The organism is Pseudomonas sp. P8_241 (assembly GCF_034008315.1).
In the GTDB taxonomy this organism is placed as follows: domain Bacteria; phylum Pseudomonadota; class Gammaproteobacteria; order Pseudomonadales; family Pseudomonadaceae; genus Aquipseudomonas.
In genome coordinates this window covers 217,028-236,454 of sequence record NZ_CP125377.1, presented here as the reverse complement: position 1 = coordinate 236,454, position 19,427 = coordinate 217,028, and the positions used below count along the sequence as shown (strand labels likewise).

Genomic DNA, 19,427 nt, shown 5'->3' with positions numbered 1-19,427 from the left:
AGGATTTAGAAGCGCGCTTTGGGCGTCGCCACGGGAATCGGCAGGCTGCCATTGAGCGGCAGGAAACAACCTTGATCGGCATCGTAGGCTTTGATTTCGCTGGTTTCGATGTTGTAGACCCAACCGTGGATAAACAACTGACCATTGGCCATGCGCGAGGCCACCGACGGATGCGTGCGCAGGTGCTGTAATTGGGCGATGACATTCTCTTCGGTGAGGATGTGCATACTTTCGCTTTCGTTAGCGCAGTGGCAGTTGTCCTGGACCATGGTCTTCGCCACTTCGGCATGCCGCAGCCAGGCTTTGACCGTGGGCATTTTTTCCAGGCTCTGGGGGTTGAGGACCGCGCGCATCGCGCCGCAATCGGAATGCCCACAAATGATGATGTGATGCACGCCAAGCGCCAGCACCGCGTACTCGATAGCGGTGGAAACACCACCGTTCATTTGCCCGTAGGGCGGCACAACATTGCCCACATTACGGGTCACGAACAGGTCGCCGGGGGCACTTTGGGTGATCAATTCCGGAACGATGCGCGAGTCGGCGCAAGCAATGAACATCGCGCGCGGCCGCTGAGCCGTGGCGAGTTTCTTGAAGAGTTCTTCCTGCTGGGGAAAGATCTCATGATGAAAATGCAAAAAGCCTTCAACGATATGCTGCAGCGCTGCATCGGCGGTTTCCGCCTCAGGTTCGGCGGACGCCGACGCAGCCAACGGCTGTTTATCCTTGTCACTCATGATTCATCCTCTTTATCGGAGTCATGGAATCTTCCCGTGTTGTCCGGTCTGAAGCCAGTGCCTGTGTAAAAAACATCCAGGTCGAAACACCTCGACCCGTCAGTCACTCGATGAACAAGGTAGCGGCCGAATCTTAACTCAAACTGAATAAACCGCTCTGGAATGCGTGTTCCAGGTCACAAAAAACGTGACCAGCTTAATGGCAAAATGAAATTGCCCGTACTCAACGATAGGCCAATTGTCCTCAAATCAACGACATCTGGCGACCGGGCGGACAAAAGGCATCGCAGTCCAGATTGAAGCCTTCGCGATGATTGAGTCCCAGGCGCTTGATCGCTTTGGCGAAGCGCTGCGCCAGCAGGTCGGCAAAAGGACCTTCGCCACGCATTCGTGAACCAAAGCGACTGTCGTAAAGCTCGCCACCCCGGCTCTGGCGAATCAGGCTCAGCACGTGCGCGGCCCGTTGCGGGTAGTGGGCAGCCAGCCACTCTTCAAACAACGGTGCCACTTCCAACGGCAGGCGCAACATCATATAAGCAGCGCTTTGCGCCCCGGCCGCCTGAGCCTCGGTGAGCAGGCTTTCGAGTTCGCTGTCGTTGATCATCGGAATCATCGGTGAACACAACACACCGACAGGAATGCCTGCGTCGCGCATCACCCGGATCGCGCGCAGCCTGGCCTTTGGCGCCGCAGCGCGGGGTTCAAGGATGCGTTTGAGTTCGTCGTCCAGGCTGGTCAGGCTGATCATCACCGCCACCAGCCTGTGCCGGGCCAGCTCGGTCAACAGGTCGAGATCGCGCAGAATCAGCGAGCCCTTGGTGACGATGGTCACCGGATGCCGATAGCGCAACAACACTTCGAGGGTTTGCCGGGTGATCTTGTATTCGCGCTCGATCGGCTGATAAGGATCGGTGTTGGACCCGAGGTTGATCGGCGCGCATTGGTAGCCGCGCTTGGACAGCTGTTGCTCCAGCACATCGACAGCGTTGGTCTTGGCGATCAGTTTGGTTTCGAAATCCAGCCCCGGCGACATATCCCAATAAGCATGGCTCGGCCTCGCGTAGCAATAAATGCAGCCGTGTTCACAGCCCCGGTAGGGATTGATCGAACGATCGAAGGGCAAGTCCGGCGAGGTATTGCGGGTGATGATGGTTTTCGCCGCCTCGATGCTTACCACGGTGCCTTGTGTGGTCGGCACCTCTTGGTACCAGCCGTCGTCCTCGGCCACCGACCGATTGGGGGCGAAACGATTATGGGGATTGGTCGCGGTGCCGCGGCCACGTAGGGGCAATGGCGTGTGCATGGAAGAAAACCCTTTGCGCTGTATGTGCATACAGTATATCGATGACATCCATCGCACCAGTACCGCTCAGCATCTTCTTGATTCGGGATAGTGCAAAGCAATTAAGTGATACATATGACGACTGGCTAAAAAATTTGCAATTCCGGTATCGTTACTTCCGTTGCACACAGGGACATTTATATTAATTAAAAGGATTTGATTATGTCGTTTTTCAACCGCCGCGGTATCTTTCTACAAAAGCTTGGCCCAACAATTGTCGACCAAAACGAAGTACTCGTTTCCCTGCAATTCGCATTGAAAGAGAACGGTCGGAATGCTGAAAACTCGCTGGAGACCACGGCCTTACTGGACTCCACAGTCCTCATCGCATCGTCTAATGATGGCGGCAGAACCTTCAGTCTCGGCAATATCAACAAAGACATTGATGGTGATGGCGATATCGACGCCGATGACAAGGCCAAACTTCTGGCACTGGCCAAAGCCTATGCCAATATTTCCACGCCTTGATTAAAAACATATAAAAAAAGCCCCCACTGCATAACGCAACGGGGGCCTTTTTTGACTTGTTTATTACTCGTCCGAGTTTTTCTTTAGCTTCGGATTCGGGAAGAACTGAACAGCCTGAACCTTGGTGTCTGCAGCCTTGGGCGTGGTGATGTTGACCCGCGTTCCCAGTTCCTTGGGCACCGATAACCCTTGTTCATTGAGCGTGTCGGAGTAACCACAGGCCACGCACTCGCGATGCGGCACGTCGTTTTCACTCCACATCATCAGCTTGTCCGGCTCGCTGCATGCCGGGCAGACCGCTCCGGCGATAAAGCGTCTTTTGGTAATCACAGGTCCCTCACTCATGCTGCCGCGTCCTCACTCAGGCCGCTATGGCGCAAGAGTGCGTCAATCGAAGGCTCACGGCCACGGAAGTCGACGAACAGCACCATCGGCTCCTGAGAACCACCCCGCGCCAGGATCGCCTCGCGGAAGGCGCGACCGGTGTCGGCGTTGAGCACGCCTTCTTCCTCAAACCTGGAGAAAGCATCCGCCGACAACACTTCCGCCCATTTGTAGCTGTAGTAGCCCGCCGCGTAACCGCCGGCGAAAATATGCGCAAAACTGTTGGGGAATCGGTTGTAGGCCGGTGGACGCATCACCGAAACCTCGTCACGCACGCCTTCGAGCACTTGCAGCACGCTGCGGCCATCGCCGTGGGTGGCGTGCAGTTCGAAGTCGAACAGCGAAAATTCCAGTTGGCGAACCATCATCAGGCCGGACTGAAAGTTTTTCGCCGCGAGCATTTTTTGCAACAGATCTTGCGGCAGTGGTTCGCCAGATTCGTAATGACCGGAAATCAGCGCCAGACCTTCCGGCTCCCAGCACCAGTTTTCCATAAACTGGCTCGGCAACTCGACCGCATCCCAAGCCACGCCGTTGATGCCGGATACGCCGGCGTGCTCGACGCGGGTCAGCAAGTGATGCAAACCATGACCGAACTCGTGGAACAGGGTGGTGACTTCATCGTGGGTCAACAGCGCAGGCTTGCCGCTGTCGGCCGGGGTGAAGTTGCACACCAGGTTGGCCACAGGGCTTTGCAAAACGCCCTCGGCGGTACGGCGACGGTCGCGGGCCCCATCCATCCAGGCACCGCCGCGCTTGTTTGCGCGGGCGTAGAGGTCGAAGAAGAAGCGACCGACATGCTGGCCATTTTCCTTGATTTCGAACAGGCGGACATCAGGGTGCCAGGTGTCGAAGCCTTTTTGCTCAGCAATCTCGATGCCGTACAAACGCTGAACAATGGCGAACAGACCGCTCAATACCTTATCGATCGGGAAGTAGGCGCGCAGGGCTTCCTGGGCCACGCTGTAGCGTTGTTCACGGAGTTTTTCACCGTAGAAACCGCTGTCCCAGCTTTGCAGATCCGGGCAACCCTGCTCAGCAGCGTAAGCCTTGAGCTGCTCCAGATCCTGCGCGGCGAACGGCTTGCTGCGCTTGGCCAGGTCACGCAGGAAACTCAGCACCTGATCGCTGGATTCTGCCATTTTGGTTGCCAGGCTCAGCTCCGAGAAACTGGCGAAGCCCAAGAGCTTGGCCAGTTCCTGACGCAGGTCGAGTATTTCTTCCATCACCGGGCCGTTGTCGTTCTGGCCGGCATTCGGGCCTTGGTCCGACGCACGGGTACAGTACGCGGCGTAGACTTCTTCACGCAGCGCACGGTCGCGAGCGTAGGTCATCACCGCGTAGTAACTCGGGAACTCCAGGGTGATCAACCAGCCATCCAGGCCCTTGGCTTGCGCGGCGGCCGCCATTTGCGCCTTGGCCGAATCAGTCAGGCCGGCGAGGGTGGCTTCATCGGTGAGGTGCTTGGTCCACGCCTGGGTAGCGTCGAGCAGCTGATTGGAAAAGCGGCTGCCCAACTCGGACAACTTGCTTTGCACTTCGGCGTAGCGCTTCTGCTCGGCTTCCGGCAGGTCGATACCCGACAGACGGAAGTCACGCAGGGAGTGTTCCAGGATAGTTTTCTGCGCCACGTCAAAACCGGCGGCTTCAGGACTATTGGCCAAGGCTTCGAAGGCCTGGAACAATTCGCGGTTCTGGCCCATCTCGGTGGAGTAGGCGCTCAACGCCGGCAGGCACGACTCGTAAGCTTCACGCAGTTCGGCGCTGTTGCACACAGCATTGAGGTGGCTGACCGGGCTCCAGGCAGCGCCGAGACGATCATTGAGCTCGTCCATCGCCAGCACCAGCCCGGCCCAGGTCGGCTGCTTGCCCTGGGTCTTGAGGATCTCGATGATGGCGGCGCGGTTGTCCGCCAAAATCTGGTCAATGGCCGGTTGCACGTGTTCGGCACGGATCGCAGAGAACGGCGGCAGGTCGTAGGACTGCAAAAGAGGGTTGTTCACGCTCACAGTGGGCACCTTGGCTGGAGAAACATGCGGCCATCTTAATTACAATCGACGCTCACCGCAGCTATCAGCAACAGAGAGAAACCCTATCGTGAACCTGCGCAAGTATCAGAACCACACGCCGCTGCTGGGCCCAAGGGCTTTTGTCGACCGTTCAGCGGTGGTAATCGGCGACGTCGAGATCGGCGAAGACAGTTCGGTATGGCCATTGACGGTAATCCGCGGCGATATGCACCGCATCCGCATCGGCGCGCGCACCAGCGTGCAGGACGGCTGCGTGTTGCACATCACCCACGCCGGGCCGTTCAACCCGGACGGTTTCCCGCTGTTGATCGGTGATGATGTGACCATTGCCCATAAAGTCATGCTTCACGGTTGCTCGGTGGGCAGCCGGGTGCTGATCGGCATGGGCAGCATTGTCATGGACGGTGCCGTGGTCGAAGACGACGTGATCATCGGTGCCGGCAGCCTGGTGCCACCGGGTAAACGCCTGGAAAGCGGTTTCCTGTACGTGGGTAGCCCGGTGAAACAGATCCGGCCGCTGACGGACAAGGAACGCGCCTTTTTCACCTACAGCGCGGCGAACTACGTGAAGCTCAAGGATCTGCATCTGGCCGAAGGCTACGACCAGCTCTGAACCGGCGCACCAACATCCAGGAATTTTCATGCATTACCAAACCGTTTTGTTCGACCTCGATGGCACCCTGACCGACCCGCGCGAAGGCATCACCCGTTCGATCCAGTTTGCCCTGAGCAATCTGGGGATCGATGAGCCGGACCTGACCAAACTCGAACACTTCATCGGCCCGCCACTGTTGCAGGCGTTCATGCAGTTCTACGACTTCGACGAAACGAAGGCGTGGGAGGCGGTGAATTTCTACCGCGAGCGCTTCAAGGTGACCGGCCTGTACGAAAACCGCGTGTTCGACGGCGTCACCCCGCTGCTCGAAACCCTGGGCGGGCAAGGTCGACAGCTGTATATCGCAACTTCGAAACCGTGGATTTTCGCTCGAGAAATCGCCCGGCACTTCGACTTCGCCAAACACTTCAAAGTGATTTACGGCAGCGAACTGGACGGCACCCGGACCAACAAGGTCGAGCTGATCGCCCATTTGATCGCTGAAGAAGGCCTCGATCCGGCCAATACCCTGATGATCGGTGACCGCAAACATGATCTGATCGGCGCACGCAGTAATGGCCTGGACGCGGCAGCGGTGGGTTACGGCTTCGGCAGCCATGAAGAGTTGAGCGCGGAAGCTCCGGCGTATCACTTTGAAACACTGGAAGCGCTGCATCAAGCGTTTTTGCGCCGCTGAAAGCACCTGTAGGAGCAAGCTTGCTCACGACGACGGTCGCACATTCAAAATCAATGTGTCTGACACACCGCCATCGCGAGCAGGCTCGCTCCTACAGGGGACCGCATCAAGGTCTGGGTGGCGGGGCGAGTCTCTGCCCTTGTTCAACCGCCCAGTTCACCACCTGCACCGTCAGTTGGTCATTCGCCTGACCAAACCCTGCGACCACCGCGGGCACCTGCACATCACTCAGCGGCTGGCGCACTTCAAAGCGGCGACTGGCGAGGATGCGCTGGTCGTAACCGCGCACCAACAAGGCGTCCAGGCGCACGACCACGTTCGCCGAGCTGCCCTGGTACTCCGTCTGGAAGGCCTGCAAATTGCCACCCAGCTCCAGATCGCCATGAAAAAGACTGTCATCGGTGCTCAACAGCGCGACCCGTCCATCACGCTGAAAGCCGTCCAGCAGGCGATTGCGCAACAGCACCGGCGCCGGATCGCTCCAGCGCGAGCCTTTGTAATGGCTGATCACGTCGCCTTGAGGAATCACCGCGATGTTCGGACTGTTCAACGCTTCGCTGCTCTGCAACTTGGTCAGGCGTAGAGACCATTGTTGCGGCCTGCCATGACTGGCTGAACCGCTGTTCTGTGTCGCAGCAGGCAATCGATAGACATCGAACGGCTCAGGCTTGGGCAGGATCGAGCACGAACTGATCAGAGTAACGCTCGCGAGCAAGGCAATTCGGGAAAGCTTCATGGCGTGAATTCCTTGGTCTTGTCGCTGCCCAGCAGGTAACCGCTGGGGTTGGCTTCCAGGCGTTGGGAGATGGTGCGTAACGACGTCAGGGTTTCGCGCAGTTCGCGCACCGCCGGGGCCAGGCCGTTGAGACCCTGCATGCCGTTGTTCAGCGATTGCTGATTGGCGGTGAGTAGTGTGTTGATGGTGGCGCTGCTCTGCTCCAGGGATTTCATCGCCTGCTCGGCGCTGCTGAACATCTGCTTGCCGTTGTCATTGAGCAGGCCGTTGGCATTGCGCATCAACGCCGTGGTCTGCTCGAGCATGCTGTTGGCTTGCTTGCCGACCGACGCCAGTTGCTTCATGGCCTGACGAATATCGTCACGCTGATCGGCAATGGCCCCGGTGGTTTGCTCCAGATGCTCCAGGGTCTCGCTGATGCGCTCAATGTTTTCCGTGGAGAACATCAGGTTAGCGTTACGCATCAGCGAGCTTACCCCGGCCATCAGGTCTTCGCTGTCATTGAGCAGGCGGGCGATGGGCGAGGGCGAAGCGACGATGGTCGGCAGGTGGCCATCCTTTCCCTTAAGCGTCGGGCTCTGTGGCGTACCGCCGCTGAGCTGGATGATCGAGGTTCCGGTGACGCCGGTCAGCGCCAGTTTGGCCTGGGTGTCTTCCTTGATCGGGGTATCGCCAGCCAGACGAATCCGGGCAAGCACCCGGCGCGGGTCTTTCGGGTCCAGGCGCAGCGTCACCACGTCGCCGACCTTGATTCCGCTGTACTGCACCGAACTGCCCTTGGACAGGCCGCTGACCGCCTCGTTGAACACGACCTCGTAATCCTTGAATTCGGTATCGACGCTGGACTTGGCCAGAAAGAGTCCGAAGAGCAGGGCGCCTGCCACCACGATCACAGTGAACAGGCCGATCAACACATGATGTGCTCGGGTTTCCATGTCAGACCTCGTGAAGCTGTTGGGCGGCTGTCAGCGCCGCGCGGCCGCGAGGGCCATGGAAATATTCGTGAATCCACGCGTCGTCGGTTTCCGAGACCTTGTCGATGGCGTCCGCCACCAGCACCTTTTTCTGCGCCAGCACGGCCACCCGGTCGGTGATGGTGTAGAGCGTGTCGAGGTCGTGGGTCACCAGAAATACACTCAGGCCCAGCGCATCGCGCAGGGTCAGGATCAATTGATCGAACGCCGCGGCGCCAATCGGATCGAGGCCGGCAGTGGGCTCGTCGAGAAACAGGATGTCCGGGTCCAGCGCCAGCGCCCGGGCGAGTGCAGCACGCTTGATCATGCCGCCGGACAGGGACGCCGGGTATTTGTCCGCCGCTGACAACGGCAACCCGGCCAAGGCCATCTTTACCGCCGCCAGGTGCTCGGCGTCGTTGCGGCTCAAGCCGGCGTGCTCGATCAAAGGCAGTGCGACGTTCTCGGTCACCGTCAACGACGAGAACAATGCGCCTTTCTGGAACAGCACGCCAAAGCGCCGTTCCACCAATGAACGCTCGTGCTCAGACAGGGTTGGCAGGTTCTTGCCGAAGACTTTCACTACGCCTTCGCTGGGCTGACGCAAACCGACGATGCTACGCAGTAGCACCGATTTACCGCTGCCGGAACCGCCGACCACAGCGAGGATTTCGCCCTTGTACAAATCCAGGTCAAGGTTCTCGTGCACGCTCTGGCGGCCAAAGCGATTGCACAGGCCACGCACTTCAATCACCGCCTCGCAGGGCGCTCGGGGTACACGGTTCACCAGCCCATCTCCATGAAAAACAGCGCAGCCACCGCGTCGAGCACGATCACCACGAAAATCGACTGCACCACACTCGATGTGGTGTGGGCACCCACGGACTCGGCGCTGCCGCTGACCTTGAAGCCTTCGAGGCAACCGATGGCGGCGATCAGGAAGGCGAAAATCGGCGCTTTGACGATGCCCACCAGAAAGTGCTGAACGCCGATGTCCGATTGCAGCAGCGACAGGAACATCGCCGGTGAAATATCCAGCGATACTGCGCAGACCACCGCGCCGCCGATGATTCCTGAAATCATTGCCAGAAACGTCAGCATCGGCAGGGCGATCAGCAAGGCCAGCACGCGTGGCACTACCAGCAACTCCATCGGGTCGAGGCCCAAGGTGCGGATGGCGTCTATTTCTTCGTTGGCCTTCATCGAACCGATCTGCGCCGTGAACGCACTGGCGGTGCGCCCGGCCATCAGGATCGCGGTGAGCAACACACCAAATTCGCGCAGGAAGGCAAACCCCACCAGATCCACGGTAAACACACTGGCACCGAACGTCGCCAGTACCGTCGCCCCGAGAAACGCCACCACGGCGCCGACCAGAAAGGTCAGCAGGGCTACGATGGGCGCAGCGTCGAGCCCTGTTTGTTCGATGTGCGAGACCATCGGCGTGATGCGCCAGCGCTTGGGTCGAAACAGGCCGCGGGCGATGGTTTCGATGATCAGCCCTACGAAACCGAGCAGTTGCAGGGTGTCCTGCCAGACGGTGTCCACGGCGCGACCGATGCGAGTCAGCAATTGAATGCTAACGCTGATTTCCGGCTCCTTGATCGGCACGCAGAAATCGGTCAGCGAGCAGTACACCGTTTGCAGTAACGCGCGGTCGGCGGAGGAAAGAGTGCAATCGGGATGCTGGGCGGTGCGGCCAATGCGCTCGGAACCCAACAGTTCCACCAACAACGAGGCGCCAGCGGTGTCAAGGGCGCCGAGACCGTTGAGATCGACCTGGGTGTCGGCGTCGTACTGGCCGTAAAGGCTTTCGCTCAGCAGCTTGAGGCCGGCGTAATGGGCAAGCGTCCAGTCGCCCGTCACCCGCAACCGCGCAGGGGTGAGCGAAGTGTCCAGTCGGGCATCGCCGGCCATTGTGCTGCTGATCATAAGCTCCTTGCTTGTTCGGCTATTAGGCAGACCTACGTAATAGCACGAACCCGGTTAGTTTTCTTTGATCGCTGTGCTGTCCTTGACCACGAAGCGCAGCACGCCGATGACCTGGCCGTCTTCGGTCAACACCCTAACTTGCCATTTGCCGGCGGGGTTGCCGGGGAAATTCTGTTTGTGGGTCCACGCCCGGTAACCTTCCTTGCGCCCGCCATGGATATCCAGCGCAATACGGTCGACCTCTTTGCCGTTGAATTTCCAGACATGGTAAATCCGCTCGTCCAGGCCACGCGGGGCGTTGATTGCGGTGTAGGCGTAAAGGCCGCCACCGCGGATCTGCTCGACGCTCACTTCGTCGAGGCTGGCGCCCGGGGTGCGGTCCTGCATCTGCGTGCTGATGGCCACGTCGGTCATCCACAAAGTCGCCGGCGGCACCCATGAACGCAGCGCCCAACCGACGCCGCCGATGCCGACGGTGATACTCAGGATCGCCAGGGCGTTGCGAATTGTACGGATCGGGAAGATCGACGCCAGGCTCGGGAACGACAGCAGCACGGCGATGCCCAGCGCCCATTTGAAACTCTGCGAGGTGGTCAGGTGCATGATCACCGGCAATGCCGTGAGCAAAGCGGCGAACAGGGTCAGGGTGTGCAGCGCCAGGAACGCCCAGCGTCGTGGCGCCAGCCACTTGTAGTAGAGCGGATCGATGATCGAGATCAGTGCCGCGATGCTCAACAGGCCGGTGAAAAACAGTTGGCCGCTGTTCCAGGTCGTGGTGATGAAAAAGAACGGCAGAACGAAGAACAGACTTTCCTGGTGGATCATCTGCGTTGCATAACGCAACAGCGGTTGTGGGATTTCGCGCTTGAAAATACGCGCGAACAGCTTGGTCAGGCTGTTTTCCAGCATCAACCAGATCCAGCTGATCAGCATGATGGTGGTGATCCAGCTCGCCAGACCTTGCTGACGGTCGACCAGGATGAAGCTGCCGACCCCGGAGACAAAACCACCGAGCGCAATGACCCCCGGATAGCGCTTCATCAGTTCGAGGATGCGCTGTATGAAAAGGGTCAGTTTCGACATTGGGCGTTTCACAGTAGTCGTGGGAAAAATCCTCGACAGGGTACCTCTGGCGCGACCCCGTGGCGAGGGGGCTCGCCTCAGCGAGTAACCCGCCACAAGGAATGTTTATTTTCTGCGGTGCAAACGCCATCCCACCAGCATCAAGACGATCAACCCCAACCCCCCGGCAATCGCCCAAACCAACTGATCATCACTGAGCAAAGGCTTCTCGATTCGCAGATATCCCGGCTGCAAGAGCAACTCACGCATCGCCTTGTTCGCCTCTTGCAGCGACACCGCCTGCAGTTCTCTGGCCGGATTGGCGAACCGGTCATCCTCGTAGTCGCCAATGGCGCTCCAGTAATAATCAGCCAGCGCGCTGTTTCCCTGCACAGCCCAGGCCTGCCGGGCAATGGCGGCCTGCTTGAGGCGATTGAAGGTTTCTGCGTTGAGGCCGTCCTTGAGCAACTGGGCCTTCAATTCTTCCAGTACCTGTTCCGCCTCGGCCACATCGTCGCGCTCAAGGTCGGCATTGAGGCTCAGGAAGCCCACACCACCGAACACCTCGCGCTCGGCCCACGGGCCATAGGACAAGCTGTGCGCCAGGCGTAACTGGCGATAGAGCGCCCAGTCCAGGTAATCCTTGAGCAAATCGAAGGTCTGGTCGTGCTGATCCTCCAGCACCGGCTCCGGCACCAGCCAGTGCAACTTGGCACCGTCTCCAACAAACCCACGCGTCAGGGTGCGCTCATGAGCAGCGCTGGCCTGGATCTGCGGCAGCGGTGGATGTTCGCTGGGGTTGATCGCTTCCAGTTCGCCATAGGTGCGGTCCAGATAGGCAGGTAGCAATTTGTCGAGGTCGCCGACCACGATCAGGGTCATATTGTTCGGCGCATACCAAGCCTTGCGCACACTTTCCAGTTGCTCGCGGGTCAGGTGATCGACCTGCGCCCGCTCTGGGCATTTGAGGCCCAGCTCCACGGCCAGTTGACTGCTGGCGGTATGGCCCAGGTCCTGTCGATCGAGCCAGCGTTGCAGGTGCGTGTAGTGACCGCCATCCTCGCGCTCGACCACTTGCTTGGCGGCGTTGATGGCGTTGTCGTCGAAGCGGGTCTGGGTCAGCAGCGCCAACAACAGGTCGAGTACCTTGCGCTGGTTTTTGGCTGGGGCTTCGATCACGAACGTGGTATCGGCGTTGCTGGTGAAGGCGTTCCACTCACCGCCCAGCGACTGCATGCGCTCTTCCAGCCCTCCTTCGCCACTGGCATCGATGCCGCTGAAAAGCAAATGTTCGAGCAGGTGCGGCAGCTCTTTTTCTCCACAGCTGAAATCATCCAGGCCCACGCCTACCACCAGGCGAATCGCCACATGCCCGCGCTCGGTGCCGGGTTTGAGCAACAATTGCAAACCGTTGCGCAGCGTATAGCCCTCGACCTGGAAGCGATCCAGGGCAAACGAAGAAAAAGATCCCAGCAACAGGCAGGCGAACAACAGACAACGCATAACGAGCTTCCATACGGCTAGCGTGAGTTCAACAGACTTCAGGCCACTGTGGACGTTCAGGGAGAATGCGTGATGTCAGCAAATTCGTCGACCACCAGCGCGCCGGTGTCGTGCGTTTCCAACACCACATACGCACTGCTGCAAAACAGCGAATTCAGGCGCTTCATGTCGGCAATCAACTCCAGGTGCAAGGAACTGGTTTCGATACTTTGCACGATCTTACGTTGCAAACGGCTGACATGAGCGTGAGCCAGGCGGCGTTCCTGCGCGCGAAAACGACGTTTCTCACGCACTAACTGGCGGGCGCTTTCCGGGTCGGCGCTGAGAAACACCGACATGCCCAGCCGCAGGTTGGAAATCAGCTGAGTTTGCAGACCGGTCAATTCGTCCAGCCCGACTTCGGAAAACGACCGACGTTGCGAGGTTTTCTGTTGCTGGACCTTGCGCAGCATGCGCTCGATCAGGTCGCTGGCGAGTTTCAGGTTGATCGCCAGTTCGATGATTTCCGCCCAGCGCCGGCTGTCCTGGTCGCTGAGGTCTTCTCGGGGCATTTGCGCCAGATACAATTTGATCGCGCTGTAGAGCGCTTCGACATCGTCGGTCAGGCGGCGCATTTCCTGGGTGACGGCGGTTTGCTTGCCCTGCAAAACGTCGAGCATGGCTTCGAGCATGCTGTCGATCAAGTCGCCCATGCGCAGGGTTTCCCGGGCCGCGTTGGCGAGTGCCAGACCAGGCGTGACCAGCGCAGTCAGGTCAAGGTGCCGGGGTTTGGCCGTGCCGTTGGCCAGTGGGTGCTCCGGCAGCGCCCAGGCACAAAACCTGGCCATCGGCGCGGCAGTGGGCAACAGAATCAGGCAGCGCACGGTGTTGTAGAGCAAATGGAAGCCAATCACCAGCTCCTGCGGGCTGAAGTCGAGGCCATCGAGCCAGCGCACCAGCGGACCGAGTACCGGGATGATCAATAAAAGACCAATGAGTTTGTACAACAGGCTGCCCAGTGCCACTTGGCGCCCGGCAGCGTTCTGCATGCTGGTGCTGAGAAAGGCGAGCACACCGCTGCCGATATTGGCGCCGATCACCAGCCCGATGGCCACCGGCAGGCTGATCACGTTGGCCCCGGCCAGGGTCGCGGTCAGCAGCACGGCAGCCAGGCTAGAGTAAGAAATCATCGCGAACAGTGCGCCAACCAGGGCGTCGAGCAGGATATCGCCGGTGAGCGAGGCGAAAATCACCTTCATACCTTTGGCATGGGTAATCGGGTGCGCCGCTTCGACAATCAGTTGCAGCGCCAGAATGATCAGCCCCAACCCAATGGCGACACGGCCCATCTGCCCCAGGCGGGTCTGCTTGCGCGACAGAAAGAAAATCACCCCGACAAAAATCAGCAGCGGCGACAACCACGACAGATCGAACGTCAGCACCCGCGCCATCAGGGCCGTACCGACATCGGCACCGAGCATGGTGACCAGCGCCGGGGTCAGCGCCATCAGGCCCTGGCCGACAAACGAGGTGACCAGCATGGCGGTAGCGTTGCTGCTCTGGACCATCGCCGTCACGGCGATCCCGGAGAGGAAAGCCAGCCAGCGGTTGGTCATGTTATGGCTGATGACGTGGCGCAAATTGGTGCCGTAGACCCGCAGGATGCCGGTTCGGACGATATGCGTGCCCCAGATCAACAGGGCCACGGCGGAAAGCAAATTGAGCAGGGTGAGCATACAGACCCCCTGTGATGTAGCGCCCCAAAGGAGCAAGTTGACAGTGCCGCGCGACGTTCTACGTTCTGATACTTAAGCTGTAGTTGGCTAACGGTCTGAGCGCCAGCATCGCATAGCTAAAGAAGGGTTTGAAACAAAAGTGTCATGAAAAACCGTTCATGGAACACACCCAAAACAAAGTGGGAGCGAGCCTGCTCGCAATGAGGTCATCAGCTTCAACATTGATGTTGACTGACAGACCGCCATCGCGAGCAGGCTCGCTCCCACAGGGTGTTGCGTATTACCGGGTTATTGCCCCGGAATATCCTTGCGCAGCTTGACCGGCCCCTTCTGTTTGCGCTTTTTCGCGATGGACGAGCGCATCTTGATGTTGATCGCCTCAACCGCCAGCGAGAACGCCATGGCGAAGTAGACGTAGCCTTTTGGTACGTGCACGTCCAGGGACTCGGCAATCAGCACGGTACCGACGATCAACAGGAACGACAGCGCCAGCATTTTCAGCGACGGGTGCTTTTCAATGAATTCGCTGATTTTGCCCGAGGCGAGCATCATCACCAGCACCGCCACGATGATCGCCGCGACCATGACCGGAACATGGGAGACCATGCCGACAGCGGTAATCACCGAGTCCAGCGAGAACACGATGTCGATGATCGCGATCTGCACGATGGTGTAGAGGAAATTGCCACCTTTGCCGCCAGGCGTTTCGTTGGTTTCGTCTTCACCTTCCAGCGCGTGATACATCTCTTGCGAGCTCTTCCACAACAGGAACAGACCACCGAAGAACAGGATCAGGTCACGCCCGGAAATGCCCTGGCCGAACACTTCGAACAGGTCGGTCGTCAGGCGCATGACCCAGGTGATCGACAGCAGTAGCAGGATTCGCGTGATCATGGCCAGCGCCAGACCGAAAATCCGGGTACGCGCCTGCAGGTGCTTGGGCATGCGGCTGACCAGGATCGAAATCATGATGATGTTATCGATACCCAGGACGATTTCCAGGGCAGTCAGGGTGAAGAAGGCAACCCAGAGTTCAGGGTTGTTCAGCCATTCCATGTGTATTCCTTTGAGCGATTGTTTAAACCACAACGGGCCCGGCTTCTTATCACGAAGCCTGGACCCGAAGTGGCGAGTCTTGGGCTTATAGAGTGCTGAACATCGGGAAAGTCCCCAACAGCAGTGCAGCAACCAGTATGCAGATACAAACCAGCACTGCCCACTTCAGGGTGAAGCGCTGGTGGTCACCGAAGTCGATGCCGGCCAAAGCCACCAACAGGTAAGTCGATGGTACCAGCGGGCTCAACAGGTGGACGGGCTGACCGACGATCGAGGCACGCGCCATTTCCACCGCGGTTATACCGTAATGGCTGGCGGCTTCGGCAAGTACCGGTAACACGCCGTAATAAAATGCATCGTTCGACATGAAGAACGTGAACGGCATGCTCACCAGCGCGGTAATCACCGCCAGGTACGGGCCGAGGAAGTCAGGAATCACCGCCAGCAGGCTTTTCGACATCGCATCGACCATGCCGGTGCCCGACAGGATACCGGTGAAGATGCCCGCAGCAAAGATCAGACCGACCACCGCCAGCACGCTGCCGGCGTGGGCCGCGACGCGCTCTTTCTGCATTTGCAGGCAAGGGTAGTTGACGATCATCGCGATACTGAACGCCACCATGAACAGTACCGGCAACGGCAACAGGCCGGCGATCAGGGTGCACATCAGACCCAGAGTCAAGGCGCCATTGAACCAGATCAGCTTCGGACGACGGGCATCCGGGAACTGCGACACGCTGATTTCGCTGTGGTCGACTTCATCGCCCACCAGGTGCAGTTCACCCAGGCGCGCACGCTCACGTTTGCCGTAGAAGTAGGCAATGGCCAGGATCGCCACCACACCAGCGGCCATGGCCGGGATCATCGGCACGAAGATGTCGGACGGGTCCACGTGCAGTGCACTGGCCGCACGGGCGGTCGGGCCACCCCATGGGGTCATGTTCATCACGCCACCGGCGAGGATGATCAGGCCGGCCATGATCCGCGGGCTCATGCCGATACGGCTGTAGAGCGGCAGCATGGCGGCCACGCAGATCATGTACGTGGTCGCGCCGTCACCATCAAGGGAAACGACGAGCGCCAGCACGGCGGTACCGACCGAAACCTTCAACGGGTCGCCCTTGACCATTTTGAGAATCTTGCGCACGGCCGGGTCAAACAGGCCGGAGTCGATCATCAGGGCGAAGTACAAGATGGCGAACATCAGCATCACACCGGTCGGTGCAAGCTTGGTGATACCTTCGAGCATCATCGGGCCGATTTTCGGACCGAAGCCGCCGAACAGGGCGAAGATGATTGGAATCAGGATCAGGGCGATCAGCGCGGACAGGCGCTTGGTCATGATCAGGAACATGAACGTGATGACCATGGCGAAGCCAAGGAAAGTCAGCATGGGAATACTCCAGGCGTAGCGCGGCTAGGGAATGGGCGGACCGGGCGAGATCAGCGCAGAACGGGAAGCACGAGACGTACGGGCGGAGTTGCAGCGAAGTGGCGGATAGAAGAGGACATCAGAATCACCATTGTTGTTGTTAAATGGGCTGTGCGAGCGATAAACGCTGGCATTGGCCGACCGGTCTGTTGCCGGTAGTGAGGGCGATCCTAATCTGGGAAGCTTTCAGCCAGCTTTCGGCGATGAAAGTGTTGGCTGCAAGTACGACCGGTCGTCGGGTCGGGACAGGAGGCGTTACGGCACTGATCACATCTGGAGGAATCAGCATGGTCGACACTCACACCGGCGGCTGCCACTGCGGACAGGTCCGCTATCAGTTCAGCGGGCCACTGCACGACATCGCCCATTGCCATTGCTCGATCTGCCGTCGGGTCAGCGGTGGCATCGTGACGACCTGGATCACCGTGCCCGCGTCGGCCTTTCAGTGGTTGGCCGGTACACCGTCGCAGTACGACTCTTCAGCCACCTGCGCACGATACTTCTGCGGCAATTGTGGGGCGCAATTGGCCTTGATCACTCACCTGAGCCCGGAGAGCATCGACGTCACCATCGCCACCCTCGATCATCCGGAACAGGGGCCGGCCGAGCGGCACATCTGGACCGACAGCCGCTTGCCGTGGCTGCATCTCGACGAACACTTGCCCGGCGAATCCGAAGAAACACTCTGATCAAAAAACAGACAGTTTCAGCGGTCGCGTCGCACCCATCCAGATCGCGTGCTCGGTGTGGTCCAGCAGATCGTCGCCCGTGTCCGGGTGCAGGAACACCACCAACCCCTTGCGATTGAGCGCCAGCCACGGCAGCACCTCACCGATCAGTTGCGGACCGAACGCCAGTTGGCAGCTCCAGTCCGGGTGCGGGCCGACCGGGCGCTCGTGTACACGCCCCATCTTCAGCGGGAACAACTGCGCCGCCTGCTCACACAAGGTGCGCGCCTGAACGATCGTATTGGCGTCGAAATATACGTGAGCGTGATAACCCTTGATCTGCTGCATGGAAATCCCTCTGAAGCGAGTCGAACCCTCATCGTTTTCTGCGAGTCACACACCATATACGCAGTAAAGAATGGAGCTCAGCCATGAAAAATGCCGAAACCCCCGTCGTGAAAGTGGTGCTCTATGGTGCCATGAGTAGCCTGGGCAGTGCGCTGATGGCTGAAATGCTGCGCCGCCAGCATGAAGTGATCGCCATCCTCGATAACCTGACCGCGCTCGCACCGCGCCCCGGTTTGCGTACCAAGACCGGCGACCTGTTCGATGCACAACGGGTCAAGCAAAGTGTGGCGGGCAGTTCTGCCGTCGTCTGTCTGCTGGACGCACCAGGTTTGCCGTTCAACAGCGAATCCGTGGAAAAAACCATCGTACCCGGCCCCGTCGAGCAGGTACTCGCGGTGGACGCTTTGATTGACGGCATGCAGGCCGCGGGCATTTCACGGTTATTTCTCGTGGGCGATTTCGGCGTGCTGGACGATCCGGAATTCGAAGACCAACTGCAATTGCACGCCGCCGAAGAAATTCGCGAGGCACTGCAAAGCAGCCCTTTGCATTGGACCTTGGTGAACGCGCCGTGGGCGGTAGCAGGGCTCGGCATCGAACATTTCACCCACGTCAGCAGCAGCCTGGAACCTGGCCTGGCAGAAACCCTGGAGCGTCTGAACCGGGTAGCCGTGGGGATCGCCGATGAATTGCGGCTGAATCTGCACATTGGTGAACATGTGAATTTTGTGGCGGTTACGCAACGTTAAAGATCGTCCGCGCGCTCGGGCGATCTTTAACGTTCAAACAGCAATCGATGGAAATGACAACCCCGCCAACGACTCGGCACTACTGGCCTGCTCTGCCATCAACCAGTCCACGAACTGCTGAATCAATGCCCTGCGCCGTTTGCGCTGGGGCAGTACTACGTAATATCCAAGCCGAGACATCGCCGACTCTGCAATCGGTCGACACAACAACCCTTGCGCCAGCAAGTTATCCACAAGATGCCGCCAGCCGATGGCCACGCCTTGGCCACCGATCGCAGCCTGAATCAGCAAGGTGTAGTTATCGAAGCGCAATTGGCCAGGCGCTGGCGGCGATGTAATGCCCAGCTCGCGGAACACGCCGCTCCAGTCGAACCAGTTGCTGCTGTTCTCACCGCGCAGGTGCAGCAGTGGAAGCTCCAACAAGCACTGGGCAGGCAGGGGCGCTGGGCGATCAATCAACAACTGCGGGCTGCACACCGGAAATACTTCTTCACTGAACAGCCAATGACTTTCGCCTTGCTTGAAACGGCCATCGCCGAACAAGACCGCGACGTCGATATCCGTGCGCAGCATGTTGTGGCTGCGTTCACTGGTCACAAGACTCACGTCCACTTGAGGGTTGGCGGCATGAAAACGGTGCAGGCGCGGCATCAACCAGTAGGCCGCGAAGGCAAAATCGGTCGCGACTTGCAACACCTCATGCTGTTGTTGTGAGCTGATCGCACTCAATCCTGCTTCGATATTCTGCAAACCCAACTGAACTTGTTCGAACAGGATCATTCCGGCCTCCGTCAATTCGATGCCGCGATAAATGCGGTCGAACAACCGAGTTGCCAATTGCTCTTCCAGGCGCTTGATCTGCTGGCTGATGGCGGGCTGGGTAGTCCCAAGCTCATTGGCCGCAGCCGTGAAGCTGCGCTGACGGGCGGCCGCTTCAAAGGCGCGGAGCAAATCCAGAGACAGGTCACCGAGAGCCTCAAACATAAGCTGTGCTTATCCTAGTCATTGCCGCGCATGGGC

The 19,427-nt window shown here is 59.1% G+C and carries 20 protein-coding genes; 5 read left to right on the top strand and 15 right to left on the bottom strand.

Features of this window, described 5'->3' with window-relative positions; translation table 11 throughout:
- Window positions 1-5: 5 nt before the first annotated feature.
- Window positions 6-737: a carbonic anhydrase gene (locus QMK58_RS01050; RefSeq protein ID WP_053152822.1), complete on the bottom strand. Its 732-nt coding sequence runs from the start codon at window positions 735-737 to the stop codon at window positions 6-8.
- A 244-nt stretch (window positions 738-981) separates the two neighbouring features.
- Window positions 982-2,040, bottom strand: a complete 1,059-nt coding sequence (locus QMK58_RS01045) for a PA0069 family radical SAM protein (protein WP_053152999.1) — start codon at window positions 2,038-2,040, stop codon at window positions 982-984.
- 201 nt (window positions 2,041-2,241) lie between these two features.
- On the opposite strand from QMK58_RS01045, the gene QMK58_RS01040 reads away from it, so the two are divergent.
- Window positions 2,242-2,547, top strand: coding sequence for a hypothetical protein (locus QMK58_RS01040; RefSeq protein WP_320395778.1), 306 nt, complete (start codon window positions 2,242-2,244; stop codon window positions 2,545-2,547).
- A gap of 63 nt (window positions 2,548-2,610) precedes the next feature.
- Here the strand turns inward: QMK58_RS01040 and QMK58_RS01035 are convergent, their stop codons facing one another.
- Together QMK58_RS01035 and prlC are read right to left on the bottom strand one after the other, a co-directional pair.
- Window positions 2,611-2,892: a YheV family putative zinc ribbon protein gene (locus tag QMK58_RS01035; protein WP_320395777.1), complete on the bottom strand. Its 282-nt coding sequence runs from the start codon at window positions 2,890-2,892 to the stop codon at window positions 2,611-2,613.
- Window positions 2,889-4,940, bottom strand: a complete 2,052-nt coding sequence (prlC, locus tag QMK58_RS01030) for an oligopeptidase A (protein ID WP_320395776.1) — start codon at window positions 4,938-4,940, stop codon at window positions 2,889-2,891. The genes QMK58_RS01035 and prlC overlap by 4 nt, the downstream gene beginning before the upstream one ends.
- Before the next feature lie 88 nt (window positions 4,941-5,028).
- Between prlC and QMK58_RS01025 the strand changes: the two genes are divergently transcribed.
- Window positions 5,029-5,574 (top strand): gamma carbonic anhydrase family protein, encoded by a 546-nt coding sequence (locus QMK58_RS01025; protein WP_053152809.1) that lies wholly within the window; start codon window positions 5,029-5,031, stop codon window positions 5,572-5,574.
- 28 nt (window positions 5,575-5,602) lie between these two features.
- Window positions 5,603-6,253 (top strand): HAD family hydrolase, encoded by a 651-nt coding sequence (locus QMK58_RS01020; RefSeq protein ID WP_053152806.1) that lies wholly within the window; start codon window positions 5,603-5,605, stop codon window positions 6,251-6,253.
- A 106-nt stretch (window positions 6,254-6,359) separates the two neighbouring features.
- Here QMK58_RS01020 and QMK58_RS01015 read toward each other — a convergent pair whose 3' ends face one another.
- From QMK58_RS01015 to QMK58_RS00975, 9 genes are all read right to left on the bottom strand, one after another.
- Window positions 6,360-6,989, bottom strand: coding sequence for an ABC-type transport auxiliary lipoprotein family protein (locus QMK58_RS01015; protein ID WP_053152803.1), 630 nt, complete (start codon window positions 6,987-6,989; stop codon window positions 6,360-6,362).
- The gene (locus tag QMK58_RS01010) at window positions 6,986-7,924 is read right to left on the bottom strand and encodes an MlaD family protein (RefSeq protein ID WP_053152800.1); all 939 of its coding nucleotides are present in this window, start codon (window positions 7,922-7,924) and stop codon (window positions 6,986-6,988) included. Before QMK58_RS01010 ends, QMK58_RS01015 begins: the two co-directional genes overlap by 4 nt.
- Before the next feature lies 1 nt (window position 7,925).
- Entirely contained in the window at window positions 7,926-8,729 is an 804-nt protein-coding gene (locus tag QMK58_RS01005; protein ID WP_053152797.1) for an ABC transporter ATP-binding protein, read from the bottom strand.
- Window positions 8,726-9,874 (bottom strand): ABC transporter permease, encoded by a 1,149-nt coding sequence (locus QMK58_RS01000; protein ID WP_053152794.1) that lies wholly within the window; start codon window positions 9,872-9,874, stop codon window positions 8,726-8,728. The genes QMK58_RS01005 and QMK58_RS01000 overlap by 4 nt, the downstream gene beginning before the upstream one ends.
- Before the next feature lie 54 nt (window positions 9,875-9,928).
- Window positions 9,929-10,957 carry a DUF5924 family protein gene (locus tag QMK58_RS00995; RefSeq protein ID WP_053152791.1) on the bottom strand — a complete coding sequence of 343 codons (1,029 nt, stop codon included), beginning with the start codon at window positions 10,955-10,957 and terminating at the stop codon, window positions 9,929-9,931.
- Between the two features lie 105 nt (window positions 10,958-11,062).
- A complete protein-coding gene (locus QMK58_RS00990; RefSeq protein ID WP_320395775.1) occupies window positions 11,063-12,439 on the bottom strand; it encodes a M16 family metallopeptidase in 1,377 nt (458 codons plus the stop codon).
- Window positions 12,440-12,495: 56 nt separating this feature from the next.
- Complete coding sequence (locus tag QMK58_RS00985) at window positions 12,496-14,154, bottom strand: Na/Pi cotransporter family protein (protein WP_053152786.1); 1,659 nt, start codon at window positions 14,152-14,154, stop codon at window positions 12,496-12,498.
- 288 nt (window positions 14,155-14,442) lie between these two features.
- A complete protein-coding gene (locus tag QMK58_RS00980; protein WP_053164117.1) occupies window positions 14,443-15,210 on the bottom strand; it encodes a TerC family protein in 768 nt (255 codons plus the stop codon).
- Window positions 15,211-15,295: 85 nt separating this feature from the next.
- On the bottom strand, window positions 15,296-16,603 hold the full coding sequence (locus QMK58_RS00975) for a CitMHS family transporter (RefSeq protein ID WP_053164115.1): 1,308 nt from the start codon (window positions 16,601-16,603) through the stop codon (window positions 15,296-15,298).
- A 326-nt stretch (window positions 16,604-16,929) separates the two neighbouring features.
- Between QMK58_RS00975 and QMK58_RS00970 the strand changes: the two genes are divergently transcribed.
- Entirely contained in the window at window positions 16,930-17,331 is a 402-nt protein-coding gene (locus tag QMK58_RS00970; protein ID WP_053164114.1) for a GFA family protein, read from the top strand.
- On the opposite strand, the gene QMK58_RS00965 is transcribed toward QMK58_RS00970, so the two are convergent.
- Complete coding sequence (locus QMK58_RS00965; protein WP_320395774.1) at window positions 17,332-17,658, bottom strand: DOPA 4,5-dioxygenase family protein; 327 nt, start codon at window positions 17,656-17,658, stop codon at window positions 17,332-17,334.
- 83 nt (window positions 17,659-17,741) lie between these two features.
- Between QMK58_RS00965 and QMK58_RS00960 the strand changes: the two genes are divergently transcribed.
- On the top strand, window positions 17,742-18,407 hold the full coding sequence (locus QMK58_RS00960; protein ID WP_053164110.1) for an NAD(P)-dependent oxidoreductase: 666 nt from the start codon (window positions 17,742-17,744) through the stop codon (window positions 18,405-18,407).
- A gap of 33 nt (window positions 18,408-18,440) precedes the next feature.
- On the opposite strand, the gene QMK58_RS00955 is transcribed toward QMK58_RS00960, so the two are convergent.
- Complete coding sequence (locus tag QMK58_RS00955) at window positions 18,441-19,391, bottom strand: choline sulfate utilization transcriptional regulator (RefSeq protein ID WP_053164108.1); 951 nt, start codon at window positions 19,389-19,391, stop codon at window positions 18,441-18,443.
- Between the last annotated feature and the right edge of the window lie 36 nt (window positions 19,392-19,427).